Genomic DNA, 17,619 nt, shown 5'->3' with positions numbered 1-17,619 from the left:
GATTATAGTATTTGTAAGGATTGGAGATATAAATAATAAATCTTGCGACTCTTAATCAGCGGGTCGGGGGTTCGAACCCCTCATAACCCATTGGGTGCCAAACCCACGGAACAGGTAAACGTTGGTGCGAAAGCATTTGGAAAACGTTTAGGCTGTTCCTTTTTTTTGCAAACAATTTTGGTGACTCTAAAATCATGATAGAACAACAGATAAACATACGCGATCCGTGATGGATGGAAAGCTATCTATCAGATGTCTATCTGAACTAGACCTAGAAGCTGCTTCTGCGGTGAATATGCTATATAGAGATGCACATAAAACCGTAAAAATTACTGGTATTTTATTATAAGTTAAATTGTATGAAACATTCACAAAATATCCACAGATTTTTTGTCGAAGATATGTTAGTCTGAAGTTGTACTTATCCCAGTGTCATCAATTCTCACAGATTGATGGCTTTTTTGGGGAGAATGGGGGGATAAAAAGGGTATTGATTTAGACAGAAGTTTTGACAAGAAAAAATATTAAAATTTTGGAGGGGTTAGCATAGTCAGATAACTACATATGAACCATTTAGAAGTTTTGGATAAAAAGGGAACAAGTGCAAAGATACTATTAATGCAGTGAAAATTAAAAAATGACAGTAAAAGATTAAAATGATGGATGAAATTAAGAATATTGAAAAGCTACATAATTTTTATGCGCTGATGTTAAAAAATGGGAAGATAAATTAAAACTACCTGATATGTCTAGATCTGATTTTAGGCTCTACTAATTTTATCAAAATAATTATGCATAAAAATTAGCTATTCATTGCATAACGAATTTTGTCTAAGGATAGTAAAAGATTTATTGACTTGTAATGCATTTTATTAGACAGAACATACTAAGAGGAGTCGGTGATATTGGAAGAAAAGGAAGGATTTTTAAAAAGCATATTAGACAATGATAATGGAAACGAAATAAGGACCGAAAGTATGATCGTTTCAAAGAATGTTTTGAAGTTACCACATACTACAATTCAATTAAGTAGCATTTCCAAAGTAAATGTAGGGAAAACAGAAAGGAAATTGAAAATCCCGTATGCTGCTATAGTAACTTTAATTATTTCTTGGTTTATTGTTAAATACATTAATGGCTTCTTGGGAATAATTGTTGCGGCTTTATCAATTGGATATATATACAAAGTAATTAAGAATAGACCGGGGAACAAAACGTTTCTTAATTTATTATTAAATTCTGGTATAACGTACAGTGTTTTTTTTCCAGATAAAGAGTTTGCCGAAAAGGTTCGAGGTATTATAGAAGAAGCATTTAACGGGGTAATTAACAGCACTCAAAAAATAGATGTGATTGAAAACCACGTTTATGATATTTCGGGAGATAATAACAGTGTGAATTCTAATAATTCATCTGTTTTAAACGATCATTCTATAAACAATTCTGGTAATAATAATTCAGGAAATAGTTCTATTGGTCATCAATATAACTCTTCAGTAACTCAGGTTTCAAATGACCAATTAGAGTGGAATAAGATTCAAGAAGAATTAAAAAAAGTAGTATCAGCAATTCAAGACCCGTCTTCAACTGTGAAAGTGGCAAGTGAAAAAGCTTTGGAGCTTGCTGAAAAACAAGATAGCACATCATTTATTAATTTTATAAAGCAGAATAAAGGTGAGTTTTCATCTTCTTTATTTAAAGCTGTTGCTAGCGGGATATTGGTGGAGACATTTGCGAAGCTCATTAGTTAAAATGGCGTAAATTAATAAGAAAGCTGAGCTATAGCAAGATTTCGCCAGCATCAATTGAAACACACAAAGATTCTGGAACTAAAAAATAGATAAGGCTAACCAGCTATAATAATAGAACAGAAGTCGCTAAACGAGGCCATTCATGAATGGAGTTGTTAGCACTTCTGTTCTATTTAAGTTTATATTCTAGATTCATTGTCATTGTTTCACATGAAACATTTTAAGATTGAAATTAATATTTTCGGTACACATCGATCGTGTTGCCAAAATTGATATAGTAACGGCCATAGTTGTACATCATCCCGTATTTCTCCCGGTAAGCATCTACTGTGCTCCGCAAAAATTCCTCTGTTACCTCTAGTTGCTCCGCCACTTCATGATATTCCGTTAACCCAAGATAAAAGCATCGGATAATTTCATCAATCGGAACTAGTTCCTCAAATGCACGCCGCCGCGCAAAAATTTCTTGCTTGCGATTGGGTAAATTATTCTGATCTACAATATTCCCGTAAGTATATCTCCAGTGCATCAACTCTTCTATTAGAAGACAGCGCTTTTCAATTTGTGTCTTTCGGCTATCAATAAAAATGGTGCCATCCAGAAAAAGTCCCGGAAGCTTATCTGGCATTTTTTCTTCCTTAATAGTTATAAAATCTTTGTAATCATTCACGAGTTTTTCATACATATTCACTCACTCCCCGCGGTGGAGCCTCTTTTTCATATCTATATACGCCAAAATGTCGCGCATCTCTTCCTCCGTAACATCAGCATCAAGGTGAGCGGCAATCGTTAGCACATGCTCGTTCTTGTCATTTGCACTCGCTCTTGGAGGAAAAAAGGCATCAATCGGTTGATTAAAAATGCCCGCAAGCTGATAAAGAACATCTTGGCTCACTTTGCGCTCGCCATTTTCATAGCGACTAATCGTTTGGCGAGTTGTCTCAAGCTCAGTTGCTAAAGCTCCTTGGCTCATTTGGCTATTTTCACGAAACTGGCGGATTTTATTTCCTACAAATTTGTTGAGCTCCATATCCGATCTTCTCCTTTTATAGAATAGTTTCAGTATAACACGCTGTAACCTATTTGGAAACAATTTAGCGTTTTTAGCACCAATTAATTTACATGTAACCAATTTGGTGCTAAAATACATACAGAGATAAAAATTGGAGGGATTGAAAACATGGAAGGAAATAAGATTGATACGGGAAAATCGATTTTGAAGGGAGGAGGCTAAAAATGGATCAGTACTTACATTCGATTTTTGGAGAAAGCAATGTCATTTTCCAAGTTTTGCTATACTTTCTAGGTGTTAACTATCTATTTCAGCTTTTTCTCGCCATTAATCGAAGAAAAATCACGTGGCGCTTTGCGATTCAGGCCCTTTTAAAGAAATTAGCCATTTTTCTAGTGATCGCGGTCGCTCATCAAACAGACCTTGTCATTGGAGATGGGAATATGGTGCGCGACGGAACGGCCTTTTTTTACCTAGCGAATGAGCTGCTCACAATGATTGAAACACTGATGCAACTAGGGGTGAAGGTCCCAAACGTTTTAAAAAATCTAGTTGAAGTGTTCAAAACAAATGCTGGAGAAAACCATGAAAATAAATAAGGCAAGAAACGCAGGAGTGCTGGATAAATAAAAAATGGGCTAGCGCGATAAAGTGGCACTAGCTCATTTTGATTGGTTTATTTCGAATGCTTCTTGAACATGTTGTGTGTGAAAAACAAGTTGCCTAGTAAGAAAAGGCTGGTCATATAAAACACAATCGGGTATCCAAATGCTGCAGAAACACTTGACCCAATTAGCGGCCCCGCCACATTACCAAGACTTTGCGAACTTTGATTGTATGAAAAAATGCTGCTAAGCGAGTCGCGCGGTGAATTTTTGTTAATCAAGGTGTTGATAGAAGGCATTAGCGCGCCAGTTGTGAATCCAAGCAAGAATCGAAGCAATCCAAGTTCAAGCGGGTTTTGTACCCAAGCCATTGGCACCATGATGATAGCGGCAGCGATAAGTCCGCCAATTAAAACTTTATGATTACCAATTTTGTCACCAAGCTTCCCAAGATACGGGGAAGCAATCAAGGCAGAGATTCCTGGTGCAGAGGTGATAATACCACTAATTAATGAGATATTATTGTCGCTCCCAAGGAGTTCACGAATATAAAGCGGTAAAATCGGACTGATGGAAGTATTGGCAATTTGAATGATAAAAGTCGTCAAGAAAAGACCAAGAATCAGATTTTTGCCTGGCAACCGCTGGAATAACTGCCGTGTTGTAAGCATCTTTTCGCGGATTACAGGTTTGAAATCTTCCTTCAAGAAAAATAAAGTCAGCAAAAAAGTCAGTAATAAAACGAATCCGGTAATGAAAAAAACAGGTCGGTATCCAAATATGTCTGCAAGAAACCCGCCGATTAACGGACCGATCAAAGTGCCCGAAATCGTCCCAGTAGAAAGGAATCCAAGCGTCCATCCGCTTTTATTTTGCGGCGCTTGCGAGGCGACGAGTGCTGTTGCATTAGGTATGTATCCCGATAAAAGACCATTAAGTGCTCGCAAAAGAACCAGCTGATAGACGTTTTGAACAAGACCAAGGCAGCCCATCGTGATTGTCATCCCAAGTGATGCCCGGAGTAGCATCAAACGGCGGCCTTTCCGGTCTGCTAATCTCCCCCAAAATGGCGAGACGAGAGCGGAAGTAAGAGCCGTTGCGCTGACAGCAAGCCCTGACCAAACATTTAACTCCGTATGATCTGTCACGCCAAGGTCTGAAATATATAAAGACATAAACGGCATGACTAGGTTAAAACTGACACCCGTTAGGAAACAACCCAGCCAAGAAATATAAAGATTTCGTTTCCAATTTAATTTTGCATCCAAGAAAAATCGCTCCTTTGTTTGTTTTATCGTACTCCGGTTTTGCTAAATTGTAAACGAATGTGAACATTTTGTGACAAACGATGAAAATACCTTCCGTTTAGCGAAAGATTTGCTAGTTTCTTGTGAATCCCGTTGCTATACTTAAATGGAATGGAGCGGTTCTGATAAGGAGCTTAAGCCATTCAAAACTTCATGAAAAAGGGAGAATCAAGATGAAAAAGACTATAAAAGTAAGTTGTGGAGTTTTAGCTTTGTTGGTGGGCTTGTTTTTACCAAGTTCTGTACTTGCAGTAGAGGCGCCAGAAGTAGACAAAGACGAAAAGGTTGTTAGCGAAAGTCAGGTACAAAACGAAGTCAAACAGCAAGATGCCGTGCAAGAAAATGAATCAAAACAGCTTGAAAAAGATGTTCCAGAAGTGAAACCGGAACAAGGAACAGATAAACAAGCTGAAAAAGCACCACAAGAAGCAGCGAAGCCAAAAGAATCTGTAAAAGCAGATGACAAAAAAGCTGTAGCTAAAAAGGATGCGAAAGTTACAACACCACTTGCTGTAGCAAAAGCAAACGTGAGTGTAGAAATTAATTCAAGCGTTACACCTGCATACTTTGCAGAAGGAAAATCTGGTGTGGCACTAAGCTTTAAAACAAATCCAGTTCTTTCAACAATTGGGAAGAAATCAGTTGTAATTGAAGCAACAAATGGCACAACAACAGAAGAAATCTCTGTAAGCTACACAGTAGTTGATACAAAAGCACCTGTTTTGAGCTTATTTGAAAATAATCTTGAATTCTCGCTAGATGAAGGATGGTTTGCGGACGAATTAGTAGACGTATCGGATAACTCTGGTGACTACGAAGTCTTCTTTGCGGATGGATCGACAACGCTTAATACATCAAAAGCTGGTACGTTTTCTGCGGTAATCGTAGCACGTGATGCAGCGGGAAATGAATCTCGAGTTACATTTACCTATACGGTAATTGATGACGAAGATATGTTTGATTACGCAGCACCACAAATTGATCCAGTGAAATCAACTGCAACAGACGTTTATGGAACAACGAAACCAAATGCTTATGTACAATTAGGAAATGAAAATGGCGACGTTATTGGTGAAGCGATTGCAGATGCAAACGGAAACTTCCATATTCATTTGGCAACACCACTGAAGAGCGGTTCAGTTGTCCTTATCTGGTCGTTTATCCTTGAAACGGGCGAAATGAGCGATATTGGCGTTTACACTTATGGAGATACAAGTCTTTTGGAGAACACAGGTATCAAACCTCTTCAAACAGCGAAAAAACCAGTTAAACCGGCTAAACCAGCAGCGCCAGTTGTAAAAACAGTTGCGAAAAAAGCTGATCCAGCAGCACTTCCAAAAACTGGGGATGCAGAAACAGGCGGACTTGCTGCGGCGGGAACATTTCTTGCTGTACTAGCGGGCTTATACTTAAGAAAAAGAAATTAATAGTTAAGTGAAAACCGGCAGTTTTGTTTCTTGCCGGTTTTCGCTTTAAAAAGACGATCTCCCTTATAAGTCCAGTTTCCATCTGAACTTTTAGGGAGATCGTCTTTGTTTAATTTTTAAGTTTCGCAAATTCTTGTTCGCGCAGCGCTACGCGTCTAATTTTCCCTGAATCCGTTTTAGGGAGCGAATTCACAAATTCAATTCGGCGAGGGTATTTATACGGGGCGGTGATTTTCTTGGTAAACATTTGTAGTTCTCGTTTTAGCTCATCACTGCCCGTGTAACCATCCTTGAGCACAATGAAGACTTTCACGACGGTGCCACGAATTTCATCTGGGCTTGCCACAACCGCAACTTCCTTTACGGCTTCATGGTGCGTGAGCGCATCCTCAACTTCAAACGGCCCAATGGTGTATCCCGAACTGATAATAATATCGTCATTGCGTCCTTGGAACCAGTAATAGTTAGATTCATCGGCGTAAGCCCGGTCTCCGGTGACAAAATAATTACCACGGATGGCTTTTTCCAGCCGTTCAGGTTCTTTATAATACGTCTTAAAGAGCGCCGGGAAATCTTTCCGAACTGCAATATCGCCAATTTCACCTTGCGGAACCGGATTGCCAGCTTCATCGACAATAGCCATATATTCTGGCATAATAGGTTTTCCCATCGAACCTGGACGGATTGGAGTATCAACCAGCGTGCCAATCAGAAGTGTGCTTTCAGTTTGGCCATAACCATCGCGCACTTTGATTCCGAATGTATCTTGGAAAACATTGATAACTTCGCGGTTAAGTGGTTCTCCGGCAGAAACGGCGCTTCTAAGATGGGATAAATCGAATCTATCCAAGTTTGGCACTTTGACCATTAAACGATACTCGGTCGGCGTACAGCAAAGGACATTAATTTGCTGCTGTTCTAGCAATTTCAGTTGGTTTTCAGGTGAGAAACGTCCGCTGTACATGAATCCCGTTGCGCCTTTTCCGAGGACAGAAAGAAACGGTGACCAAATCCATTTTTGCCATCCAGGACCAGCTGTTGCCCAAACGCGGTCATTTTCGCGAATATCAAGCCAGTGATCAGCCGCAATCCGAATATGGGCGTAACCCCAGCCATGAACGTGTACGACGCCTTTCGGGTTTCCAGTTGTTCCGCTTGTGAAAGCAAGTAAACATGGATCATCTCGGTGAGTTTCAACGGGTGTAAAAGTATCAGAAGCCTCTGCCATGACTGCTTCGTAACTTGTCCATTCCGAGTCTGTTTCATCAAGTAAAATGCGCATTTTTACTAAGGAAGCAATATCTGGAATTTTATTAACTTCTTGATGGATTCCTGCATAAGCAATAATTCCTTTCACGCCGGCTTGGTGAATGCGATATTCAAGGTCGTGTGCTTTCAAAAGTTCAGATGCAGGAATAATAATGGCACCAGCCATCCATAAACCCATATAAATCGAATAAGTTTCAAGCAAGCGAGGCGTGATCACAATAATGTGATCTCCTTTTTTAATTCCTGCTTGAGTAACGACATTTGCAAATTTACGTGCTTCAGAAAGTAGCTCGTTATAGCTCCAGCTTCTTTCAGGTTCGCTTGGAGATTTCCAAATCAATGCCGTTTTATCAGAGGCGAATTTTGTGATTTCGTCCGTAATGTTATAAATTTCGGGTGCGATTAAGTTTTCTGAATACAAAATAGATTTCCTCTGTTTAAAAAATTAGTACCTGATATTAAAACATGGTAATATATTTAAATCTAAAAAGCAACTGTAAAGAAAAGTGAGATTATGCTAAGATGAAAAAAACGGTTGAGAAGTGAGGAACGGAAGTGGAAAAAGAGAAATTTATGCGAGAAGCTATAAAAGAAGCTGAAAAAGCACGGGCGCTTGGCGAAGTACCGATCGGAGCAGTTGTAGTATTAGATGGAGAAATTATTGGTCGTGGCCATAATTTACGCGAAACGTCCCAAAACGCAATTACACACGCGGAGCTTCTAGCCATTCAAGATGCTTGCATCAATCGAGGTTCCTGGAGACTTTCGGGGGCAGATTTATATGTCACACTTGAACCTTGTCCCATGTGTAGCGGCGCCATCTTGCTTTCGCGGATTCATAAAGTTTACTACGGAGCGAGTGACCCAAAAGCAGGAACAGCGGGAACACTGATGAACCTGCTAGAAGACGATCGTTTCAACCACACCTGTGAAGTTGAAAAAGGACTCCTGCAGCAAGAAACGGCAGAATTGCTTACCTCGTTTTTTAAGGATTTAAGGGAGCGTAAAAAAAATTACAAGTCCAAAAAAACCGAGTAAGCCTTTTTTACTATTTTAGGGGAATCCCTATTTTTATTTTTATATGTGAAGTTTCGAGCAAAACTCTAGTTCAAGTCTAGCAAAGGCTTCAACTTTATCTGTTTCAATTGTGTACATCAATCTATAAAAAAGCTACTAAAGAACTAAATGATTTTCAGGCGAAATAGGATAAAATATACTGTATACAGAACTAATTCTAGTTTAATAATTTTTCTTATAGTGTTTGCGAAAAAGTATTTTGTAGTGAAATTTACCTATGATTGTGAAAGGGAGAACAACCGCTGGTGGTTGATGCCGAATTTTTTCACAATCTTTGCAAGCGCTTGAAAAAGACATGCAAAACGCAAAAAAAAGGAGGGGAAAAGGGTGGATACTTTGTTTCTAGCCCGCTTCCAGTTCGCATCAACAACGATCTTTCACTTTCTGTTCGTGCCGCTATCCATTGGACTTGTGTTCATGGTTGCGCTCATGCAGACGTTGTATGTTGTGAAAGGAAAAGATGTTTACAAAAGAATGTCGAAGTTTTGGGGACACTTGTTTCTAATTAACTTCGCAGTCGGTGTCGTAACCGGAATCATCCAAGAATTCCAATTTGGGATGAACTGGTCCGATTATTCTCGTTTCGTAGGGGACGTATTTGGTGCTCCGTTAGCTATTGAAGCACTTCTCGCTTTCTTCATGGAATCGACATTTATCGGTCTGTGGATTTTTGGTTGGGATCGCCTCGGAAAAAAACTTCATTTAGCATGTATTTGGCTTGTTTCGATCGGTACGATTCTTTCAAGCTTCTGGATTCTTGCTGCTAACTCGTTTATGCAACACCCAGTTGGCTTTGAATTTAAAAATGGTCGTGCTGAAATGAATGACTTTTGGGCACTAATTACGAATGGTCAACTACTCGTTGAATTCCCGCACGTTATTTTTGGTGCATTTGCAACGGGAGCTTTCTTCGTTGCAGGAATCAGTGCTTACAAGATGCTTAAAAAAGAAGATACAAACTTCTTCAAACGCTCTTTCCAAGTAGCGCTTGTACTTGCTATTATCGGTGGATTTGGTACAGCGTTCAGCGGGCACTCGCAAGCACAATACTTGGTTAAAACACAACCAATGAAAATGGCTGCGACTGAAGGTGTTTGGGAAGATACCGCGGATCCAGCGCCTTGGACAGCGATTGCTGGAATTGACGTGGATAACCGCAAAAATACATGGTCAATTGAAATTCCGTATGCGCTCAGCTTCTTATCTTATTCCACATTAAGTGGTTCGGTAGAAGGAATGAACACACTTCAAGCGCAATATGAACAACAATATGGACCTGGCGATTACATCCCACCAGTGCGCACTTCATTCTGGAGCTTCCGTATCATGGTGGCTGCTGGTATGCTAATGATTCTTTTCGCACTAATTGGTGTTGTACTTGCATGGCGTAAGAAACTCGAAAATGCAAAATGGTATTTACGTCTAATGGTACCAATGTTATTCTTCCCATTCTTAGCTAACTCAATGGGTTGGATCATGACAGAAATCGGACGTCAGCCATGGGTTGTTTTCGGATATCAAAAGACGGCAGACGCTGTTTCGCCGAATGTTTCGGCAGGCTCACTGCTCTTCTCGATTATCGCTTTCTCAACGATTTATTCAATCTTATTGATTGTTTTAGTTTATCTATTTATTCGCGAAATCAAAAAAGGACCTTATGGTGAGAAGAAACAAGAAAAAGTTTCCGTCGATCCATTTGATAAAGGGGGCGACGAAATTGTCACTGAATGAGCTATGGTTTCTGCTGATCGCTGTTTTGTTCGTCGGATTTTTCTTCCTTGAAGGATTTGACTTCGGTGTAGGAATGTCTACACGTTTTATGGCAAGAAACGACTTGGAACGGCGAGTTCTTGTAAACACAATCGGCCCGTTCTGGGATGCCAATGAAGTTTGGCTACTAACAGCAGGGGGCGCAATCTTTGCAGCTTTCCCAAACTGGTATGCGACAATGTTCAGCGGCTACTACATTCCGTTTGTCGTTCTATTACTTGCACTTATTGCACGCGGTGTTTCATTTGAATTCCGTCACCAAAAAGCAAGTGCTGCATGGCGCAATTTCTGGGATTGGATGGTTTTTGTCGGCAGTATCTTACCACCTTTCCTATTCGGCGTTTTATTCGCCAGCTTGATTCAAGGAATGCCGATCAATCATGACATGAATATGCACGCTGGTTTCTTTGATTACATTACAGTCTTCTCTGTTTGGGGCGGCATAACTGTAACAATGCTATGCTTGCTTCATGGCTTGATGTTTATTACGATTCGTACTGAAGCTGAAATTCAAGAACGAGCTCGCCGAATGGCTAAACGAGTTTGGTGGATTACGATCCCCGTGCTTGTTGTTTTCGTAGTGATGGCGTTCTTCTTCTCGGATATCTTCCAAGTGCGTCCAGTACTTGTTCCACTAATGATTGCGGTCGTTGTTGTGATGTACGTGCTTTCAGCGGTGTTCTTGTGGAAAGGGCGTGACGGATTTGCCTTCACATTCGGAGGACTTGGTATTGCAATCACCGTTGCAACACTTTTCGTCGGCTTGTTCCCACGTGTAATGATCAGTTCGATTGATTCAGCATTTGATTTGACCATCTATAATGCGGCATCGGGAAATTACTCTTTGACCGTGATGACGATTGTAGCGGTAACCTTGTTGCCGTTTGTGCTCGGCTATCAAATCTGGAGTTACTATGTTTTCCGTAAACGCGTTTCGAGTAAGGAGAAAATGACGTATTAATGGGAAAAGATCTATTTAAATATAAAGGTATTAAAAAAATACTAGCGATTTTAGCTGTACTCACACTTATTCAAGGTGCAGCGATCATCGTTTTGGCTCGTGCCCTCGCCGATGCAGTGACAGACCTGTTTCACGGCGAGGCACTGTCCTCTGTGGCGTTACAAATGATCCTCTTTACTGGGGCGTATTTTGTACGCCATTTTTTAAATGTCTGGAAAAAGGGGATTGTCTACCGCTACGCAGCGGAAACAGGGAAGCGTATGCGTGAAGAACTCCTTAGCAATTTATTTATCCTTGGTCCGCGCTTTACCCGCGCCGAAGGAACAGGGAAAATTGTGACCATGGTAATGGAAGGCGTGCAAGATTTTAGACGCTTCATCGAGCTTTTCTTGCCTAAATTTATGAATATGGCCATCATCCCAGCGATGATCTGGATTTACGTGGTTACGCAAAATGGGACGTCAGCTTTCATATTATTTGTAACTTTCCCAATCCTCATCCTTTTCCTCATTATTTTGGGGCTAGCGGCCAAAAAACAAGCCGATTCACAATTTGAGTCTTACCGGATTTTGTCGAATCACTTTGTTGACTCGCTAAAAGGACTGGAAACGCTCAAATATCTAGGCTTAAGCCACAATCACGAAAAAAGCATCCAAGGCACGAGTGCAAGATACAGACGAGCGACGATGCGAACACTTCGCGTAGCTTTTCTTTCTTCGTTTGCGCTCGACTTCTTTACGATGCTTTCAATTGCCATTGTCGCTCTTTTCTTAGGGCTAGGCTTAATTAATGGCACGATCACGCTATATGTGGCGCTAGCGATCTTGATTTTAGCACCAGAATACTTCCTGCCCGTTCGTGAACTGGGAACTGACTATCACACGACGCTTGACGGGCAAGATGCCGGTCGGAATATCCAGACAATCATTGATCGTGGCGAAAAGGAAAAAGCGGCGCATCCAGGGGAGCCAGCAGATGCTTACGATGAAACGACTCGTTTTGCGATGGAAGGCATCTCCGTGCGGCATGAAAGCGGTGAGACCGCATCGCTTGCTGGGGCTAACTTCGAAGTAAATGGCTACGAAAAAATTGGCATTATCGGTGCAACCGGCGCCGGCAAGTCGACCATGATTGACATTTTGAGTGGGTTTTTGGCGCCGACAGAAGGGCATTTTGAAATGAATGCTAAAAAACAAGTGATGCTTTCGGATGCAGCTTGGCAACAGCAGGTCACTTACATTCCGCAACATCCTTACTTATTCCATGATACGATCGCCGGGAACATCAAGTTTTACCATCCGGATTCCACACAAGAAGAAGTGGAACGTGCAGTAGGTGCGGCAGGTCTTGCGAGCGTCGTAGCTGATTTAGACGCCGGGTACGGAACGGTTGTCGGGGAAGCTGGACGGACACTTAGCGGCGGCCAGGAACAGCGGGTTGCGCTTGCGCGGGCATTTTTGTCGAATCGAAAAGTAGTCTTGCTTGACGAACCGACGGCGCATCTGGATATTGAAACGGAAGCGGAGCTAAAGGCGCCCATGCTTGAACTTTTCGAGAATCGGCTTGTGTTTTTTGCGACGCACAGACTGCACTGGATGCTCGAAATGGACCGGATCATTGTACTCGATAAGGGACAAATTGTTGAGACCGGGACACACGATGAGTTGCTTGCGAGAAAAGGGTTTTACTACAAGCTAGTAAAAGCTCAGTTGGAGGAGATATAATGCTAAAAAACAGTTGGATCGGTCCTTATATCAAAGAAAATCTCAGACTGTTTATTCTCGTTACATTCCTCGGCGTACTCACATTTTCTGCAGGTGCCGCTTTGATGTTCACCTCAGGGCATTTGATTTCGAAATCTTCGCTCATGCCAGAGTCGATTATGGCTGTTTACGTGTCAACCGTTGGCGTGCGCGCGTTTGGGATTATGCGATCCGTTTCTCGTTACGTTGAACGACTTTCGAGTCACTCGCTCGTTTTAAAGATTTTGGAGAAAATGCGCGTCAGACTCTATCGCATTCTAGAACCGCAGGCGCTACTAATTAAATCGCGCTACCGGACCGGAGATATTTTAGGTTTGCTTGCGGATGATATTGAACATCTGCAAAACTTTTACTTAACGACGATGTTTCCTGCTGTTGTGAGCGTGGTTCTCTATGCCGGCGTTCTCATCGCGCTTGGAGCTTTCTCGATTCCATTCGCGATTTTGATGCTCATTTTGATTGGCTTGCTTGTCTTTGTTCTACCTTGGCTTTCATTGCTTTATGCAAAGGGAAAGAATGCTTATTTGAAGCAAGGAAGAAATGGCCTTTATAGCCAGTTTACGGATGCCGTTTTTGGCTTAAGCGACTGGATGTTTAGCGGCCGCGAAAAAAGCTTTATCAAAGGCTATGAAAAAGATGAAAAAGAGCTGTTAAAAGTGGAAACCAAACAATTTCACTTCGTCAATTGGCGGGACTTTTTCAGCCAGCTGATTGTCGGAGCAACCGTTGTCGTGATGGTTTACTGGAGTGCAGGACAGGCTCATGATGGCGCATTTAATGGAACCTTCATTGCTGCCTTCGTACTGGCCATTATGTCGCTTGGCGAGGCTTTTGTGCCAGTTTCAAGCGCCGTTAGTGATAAATCGCTTTATCAAGATTCACTCGATCGGCTAGACAAAATTGAAGATCCAAGTTTGCCTGACTTTGAACATGAGCTTGAACAAAATGTGCGTATCGAAACGAAGAGCGTAGCACTTGAGGCTCGGGCGCTTTCGTTCCAGTATAATGAAAAAAGTCCGTTTGTCTTGAACCAGTTTGATTTTAAGCTTGAGCAAGGGCAAAAAGTGGCGATGATCGGGCGAAGTGGAACCGGGAAGTCTACCTTTTTGAAACTTGTACAAGGTGCGCTTACGCCGACGAACGGTGAGGTGTTGATGAACGGGGTCAAGGTGGAAGAAATTCGGCCGCAGATGGCGGAAGTAGTCTCGATGCTCAATCAGAAGGCGCATTTATTTAGCACATCAGTGCTAAATAATATCCGGATGGGGAATCAGGATGCGACGGATGAGGAAGTGTATGAGGCGGCACGCCAAGTTAAGATGCATGACTTCATTATGAGCATGCCAGATGGTTATCACACGCAAATGACGGAGATGGGGGCGCGCTTTTCTGGCGGGGAACGTCAAAGGATTGCACTCGCTCGGATTCTTCTGCAAGATACGCCGATTGTCATTTTGGATGAGCCAACGGTTGGACTCGATCCGATTACGGAACGCGAACTTTTGCAGACGATTTTTGAGACGCTTGAAGGAAAATCGGTTATTTGGGTGACGCATCACTTGGTTGGTGCTGAAAAAATGGATACGGTCGTTTTCCTTGAGGAAGGCTCGATTTTGATGCAAGGGACGCACGCAGAACTTATGGCGAGCAAACCGCGGTATCGCAGGCTTTATGAGCTTGATCGGCCAATCAAGTTGAATTAAGATGGGAAGTGGAGCTTTTGCAGTGAGTTTATCTCGGTGCAAAAGCTCCTTTTTTGGTATAATGGTGCCAGAAACGAGGGATGAGACATGAAGGAATTTGTAATGGGCGTTGATATTGGCACATCTAGCACAAAAGCGGTTCTTTTTACGGAACAGGGGAAGGTTGTTCACCGACATGCGATTTCTTATCAAATGAAAACGGATACGCGCGGGAAAGCGGAACTCGATCCGGAACAAGTTTTTGAAGCTGTTTGTGGAGCGATTCGAGGCGTCATGCTAGAAAGTAAGGTAAATAAAGATGAAATTTTGGCGGTCTCATTCAGTGCGGCAATGCACAGTTTGATTTTGGTAGATGAAACGGGAACGCCGCTTACGAAATGTATCACGTGGGCTGACGGAAGAAGCTCAGGCGCGCTTAATCGAATGAAACAAAAATTTGATCTAGAGGAACTTTATCAAAAAACGGGGACGCCGATTCATGCGATGAGCCCGTTTGCGAAATTATGTTGGCTACAGGAAACGGAACCAGAAAAATTAAAGCGAGCTAAACGAATTTGTGGGATTAAGAGCTATGTATTATATCGCTTTTTTGGAAAGTGGGTGATTGATGCATCGCTTGCATCTGGATCGGGTTTATTCAACCCTGTCACAATGAAGTGGGAGCAAACAGCGCTCGACTTAGCGGGTATCCCAGAAAGCAAGCTTCCAGAGGTTGTCGTAGAAAGTGAACAGCTTACAGGGCTTTCGGAAGCGTTGCAAGAGAAGCTGCATCTTGATGCGGATACGCCGTTTGTAGTGGGCGCAAATGATGGTTCACTTGCAAACCTTGGCATTCAAGCGCTTGGTGAATCAGATGTCACGGTGACCGTTGGAACGAGCGGAGCGGTTCGAAAAATCGGGCATTCTTTCTTGCCAGATGAGCATGGCAGAACTTTTTGCTACCGGTTGACGGACGGGTTTTTTGTGCGTGGTGGCGCTGTGAATAATGGCGGGAAAATTGTTGAGTGGGCGCTTGAACAGCTTGCACCGCGTGCGATTCGAAATGAGCGTGACTATGAAAAATTAATGGCGCAAGCAGGAAGAATTCCTCTTGGTGCGGAAGGATTGCTGTTTTTACCGTATCTTTTAGGGGAACGGGCGCCGTACTGGACAGATGATATTCGGGGTGCGTTTTTAGGCTTGTCAGAAAGTCATACGCGCGCGCATATGGTTCGCGCGATGATTGAAGGCGTCACGTTAAATTTATACAGTGTTTACCAAGAAATTCAAGCGGAAGGCGATGTTTTGTACGTAACGGGCGGGATTGCTCGGCAAGAAATTTGGTGTCAGCTTCTGGCAGATGTATTTGGGCATGAAGTTCGCGTGCCGTATACTGTTGAAGGCTCAAGTCTTGGTGCAGCCATTATCGCGCTCGAAGCCTTTCAGAAAATCCAAGGTTTTAAACTGGACGGTGAACCAGAAATCACAGCCCGTTTTTTCCCGGATTCCAAGCGTCATGAACGCTATTTAGCTTGGCATGCAGTTTTTGTAGAAGCCGCAGAAGCGCTTATGACAAGCAATCGGCGAATCATTGAATGGTTGAATGAAAATTAAAGCTGTTTACTTGTCGCGGCTTTTGGGGATAGGTAAGTAAAATTAGAAATGAGGTTGTAGCTTATGAACCGAAAAATTGTTTGGATTGCTTTGATTTTGATTGGGATTTGCTTGCTCGGAACTATTGCTGCAACACTTGTCAGCGTATATTTAGCAGGTTGAAAATTAAATGGAGATTTTACTTGTGTTTTTTTACTAAAAAAGATACACTATTAGTTGAGTCCTTTTTGTAAGGATTCCTAAATTATGGTAGCAAATTTGCCGTGCTAGACGGGGAGATAGCGGCGCCCTGTAACCCGCAATCCGCTCTAGCGGGGTTGAAGTCCTCAACTGAGGCTTATATCTGTTTGGTCAGCCTTTGACACGTGGTGTTGACGATTTGGTCTTGCGCAATGGAAGCCTGTGAACCATGTCAGGTCCGGAAGGAAGCAGCATTAAGCAGTGTTCTTCTATGTGCCGCGAGGTAGCCTGGTCTGAGCTAACGATCAAAGAAGCGCAGGTGGATGTATGTCGAATTGAGGTGCACGGCGTTAAATATGAATTTACTTAAATCTTCTCTTGTTAGAGAAGATTTTTTTTGTTTGTAAAAAAATAATGTAAGCCGTTGGTTTTAAGCTGTTTACTATTAGTTTTATTGTATAAATGTGAAGAAAAATACAAAAATAACATTCGCTATTTTGTTTTTTATCTTATATACTATATTTGTAAAAAATAATAAGGGGGATACTATGAAATTTTTAAAAAGAGGGCTTAGTCTTGTATTTGTATTTGTTTTAGCTTTAACTGTTGTCGCTTGTGGTGAGGAGGCTAAAACCAAAACATTTGAATTAGAACAAAACGGAGCGACGATGGAAGTCACTTATACATACAAAGGCGATAAGGTGCTTAAGCAAACGAGCAAAAATAAAATTCCTTACTCCGCTATGGGGGTAACATCAAAAGATCAAGCGAAGGAAAAGTTACAATCAACTGTTAAGCAGTATCAAGGAATCAAAGGCTTGAAGGAAAATATCACTTACGGGGACAATGCAGTGAGTGAAACCGTTGCAATCGACTATGAAAAAGTGGATTTGGATAAAGTTTCTGGCATTTCTGGCATAATGATAGAAGGCGATGCAAAAAACGGTATCAGCATGAAACAATCAGAAAAAATGTTGAAAGATCAAGGATTTAAAGAGAAAAAATAATAAGAAGAAACTTTGTTTTACTCTCGTTTGATGAGGACGGAGCTTTTAAAAGTTAGCGAAAGCATTTTGTTTTGAATCAAGTGAGAGGATAAGTTTATTAGAAAAGGGTACTTATGTGATCATAAGTATCCTTTTTTTGATTTAAGTTAGTGAATTTGTTCGCTAAAACTGTTAAAATAGGAAATGGATTTGAA

General features: G+C 41.7%; 14 protein-coding genes and 1 other RNA gene. 11 read left to right on the top strand and 4 right to left on the bottom strand.

Going from position 1 to position 17,619, the window contains the following annotated elements; translation table 11 throughout:
* Positions 1-905 precede the first annotated feature (905 nt).
* The gene (locus HCK02_RS01740; RefSeq protein WP_167628430.1) at positions 906-1,751 is read left to right on the top strand and encodes a hypothetical protein; all 846 of its coding nucleotides are present in this window, start codon (positions 906-908) and stop codon (positions 1,749-1,751) included.
* 232 nt (positions 1,752-1,983) lie between these two features.
* On the opposite strand, the gene HCK02_RS01735 is transcribed toward HCK02_RS01740, so the two are convergent.
* Positions 1,984-2,436, bottom strand: coding sequence for an ImmA/IrrE family metallo-endopeptidase (locus HCK02_RS01735; RefSeq protein ID WP_167628429.1), 453 nt, complete (start codon positions 2,434-2,436; stop codon positions 1,984-1,986).
* Between the two features lie 6 nt (positions 2,437-2,442).
* A complete protein-coding gene (locus tag HCK02_RS01730) occupies positions 2,443-2,781 on the bottom strand; it encodes a helix-turn-helix transcriptional regulator (RefSeq protein WP_167628428.1) in 339 nt (112 codons plus the stop codon).
* Between the two features lie 206 nt (positions 2,782-2,987).
* On the opposite strand from HCK02_RS01730, the gene HCK02_RS01725 reads away from it, so the two are divergent.
* On the top strand, positions 2,988-3,362 hold the full coding sequence (locus HCK02_RS01725) for a phage holin family protein (protein ID WP_167628427.1): 375 nt from the start codon (positions 2,988-2,990) through the stop codon (positions 3,360-3,362).
* Positions 3,363-3,439: 77 nt separating this feature from the next.
* On the opposite strand, the gene HCK02_RS01720 is transcribed toward HCK02_RS01725, so the two are convergent.
* On the bottom strand, positions 3,440-4,636 hold the full coding sequence (locus HCK02_RS01720; protein ID WP_246215504.1) for a multidrug efflux MFS transporter: 1,197 nt from the start codon (positions 4,634-4,636) through the stop codon (positions 3,440-3,442).
* A 212-nt stretch (positions 4,637-4,848) separates the two neighbouring features.
* Between HCK02_RS01720 and HCK02_RS01715 the strand changes: the two genes are divergently transcribed.
* Complete coding sequence (locus HCK02_RS01715) at positions 4,849-6,102, top strand: LPXTG cell wall anchor domain-containing protein (protein ID WP_167628432.1); 1,254 nt, start codon at positions 4,849-4,851, stop codon at positions 6,100-6,102.
* Between the two features lie 109 nt (positions 6,103-6,211).
* Here HCK02_RS01715 and HCK02_RS01710 read toward each other — a convergent pair whose 3' ends face one another.
* Positions 6,212-7,792, bottom strand: coding sequence for an acetate--CoA ligase (locus HCK02_RS01710; RefSeq protein ID WP_167628426.1), 1,581 nt, complete (start codon positions 7,790-7,792; stop codon positions 6,212-6,214).
* A gap of 134 nt (positions 7,793-7,926) precedes the next feature.
* On the opposite strand from HCK02_RS01710, the gene tadA reads away from it, so the two are divergent.
* The 8 genes from tadA to HCK02_RS01670 all read left to right on the top strand — a co-directional run bounded on the left by tadA (position 7,927) and on the right by HCK02_RS01670 (position 17,425).
* The gene (tadA, locus tag HCK02_RS01705) at positions 7,927-8,409 is read left to right on the top strand and encodes a tRNA adenosine(34) deaminase TadA (protein WP_167628425.1); all 483 of its coding nucleotides are present in this window, start codon (positions 7,927-7,929) and stop codon (positions 8,407-8,409) included.
* 366 nt (positions 8,410-8,775) lie between these two features.
* Positions 8,776-10,179: a cytochrome ubiquinol oxidase subunit I gene (locus HCK02_RS01700; RefSeq protein ID WP_167628424.1), complete on the top strand. Its 1,404-nt coding sequence runs from the start codon at positions 8,776-8,778 to the stop codon at positions 10,177-10,179.
* Positions 10,166-11,179, top strand: coding sequence for a cytochrome d ubiquinol oxidase subunit II (cydB, locus tag HCK02_RS01695; protein WP_167628423.1), 1,014 nt, complete (start codon positions 10,166-10,168; stop codon positions 11,177-11,179). The genes HCK02_RS01700 and cydB overlap by 14 nt, the downstream gene beginning before the upstream one ends.
* Positions 11,179-12,903 (top strand): thiol reductant ABC exporter subunit CydD, encoded by a 1,725-nt coding sequence (cydD, locus tag HCK02_RS01690; RefSeq protein WP_167628422.1) that lies wholly within the window; start codon positions 11,179-11,181, stop codon positions 12,901-12,903. The genes cydB and cydD overlap by 1 nt, the downstream gene beginning before the upstream one ends.
* Positions 12,903-14,645 (top strand): thiol reductant ABC exporter subunit CydC, encoded by a 1,743-nt coding sequence (cydC, locus tag HCK02_RS01685; protein ID WP_167628421.1) that lies wholly within the window; start codon positions 12,903-12,905, stop codon positions 14,643-14,645. Before cydD ends, cydC begins: the two co-directional genes overlap by 1 nt.
* An 87-nt stretch (positions 14,646-14,732) precedes the next feature.
* Positions 14,733-16,238 (top strand): gluconokinase, encoded by a 1,506-nt coding sequence (locus tag HCK02_RS01680; RefSeq protein WP_167628420.1) that lies wholly within the window; start codon positions 14,733-14,735, stop codon positions 16,236-16,238.
* A gap of 261 nt (positions 16,239-16,499) precedes the next feature.
* Positions 16,500-16,766, top strand: an RNA gene (ffs, locus tag HCK02_RS01675) — signal recognition particle sRNA large type.
* A gap of 200 nt (positions 16,767-16,966) precedes the next feature.
* Entirely contained in the window at positions 16,967-17,425 is a 459-nt protein-coding gene (locus tag HCK02_RS01670; protein WP_167628419.1) for a YehR family lipoprotein, read from the top strand.
* Positions 17,426-17,619: the final 194 nt, after the last annotated feature.

Origin of the sequence: Listeria valentina, from assembly GCF_011800755.1 — a bacterium.
GTDB classification, from domain to species: Bacteria; Bacillota; Bacilli; order Lactobacillales; family Listeriaceae; genus Listeria; species Listeria valentina.
Note: the sequence above shows the minus strand (reverse complement) of the source record. Positions and strands in the feature narration are given on the sequence as shown.

Bases quoted from the DNA above. Each gene is read 5' to 3' on its own strand.
- HCK02_RS01670 (WP_167628419.1), top strand. From the start codon at position 16,967: ATGAAATTTTTAAAAAGAGGGCTTAGTCTTGTATTTGTATTTGTTTTA.
- HCK02_RS01680 (WP_167628420.1), top strand. From the start codon at position 14,733: ATGAAGGAATTTGTAATGGGCGTTGATATTGGCACATCTAGCACAAAA.
- HCK02_RS01715 (WP_167628432.1), top strand. From the start codon at position 4,849: ATGAAAAAGACTATAAAAGTAAGTTGTGGAGTTTTAGCTTTGTTGGTG.
- HCK02_RS01730 (WP_167628428.1), bottom strand. From the start codon at position 2,781: ATGGAGCTCAACAAATTTGTAGGAAATAAAATCCGCCAGTTTCGTGAA.
- HCK02_RS01735 (WP_167628429.1), bottom strand. From the start codon at position 2,436: ATGTATGAAAAACTCGTGAATGATTACAAAGATTTTATAACTATTAAG.
- HCK02_RS01725 (WP_167628427.1), top strand. From the start codon at position 2,988: ATGGATCAGTACTTACATTCGATTTTTGGAGAAAGCAATGTCATTTTC.
- cydC (WP_167628421.1), top strand. From the start codon at position 12,903: ATGCTAAAAAACAGTTGGATCGGTCCTTATATCAAAGAAAATCTCAGA.
- cydD (WP_167628422.1), top strand. From the start codon at position 11,179: ATGGGAAAAGATCTATTTAAATATAAAGGTATTAAAAAAATACTAGCG.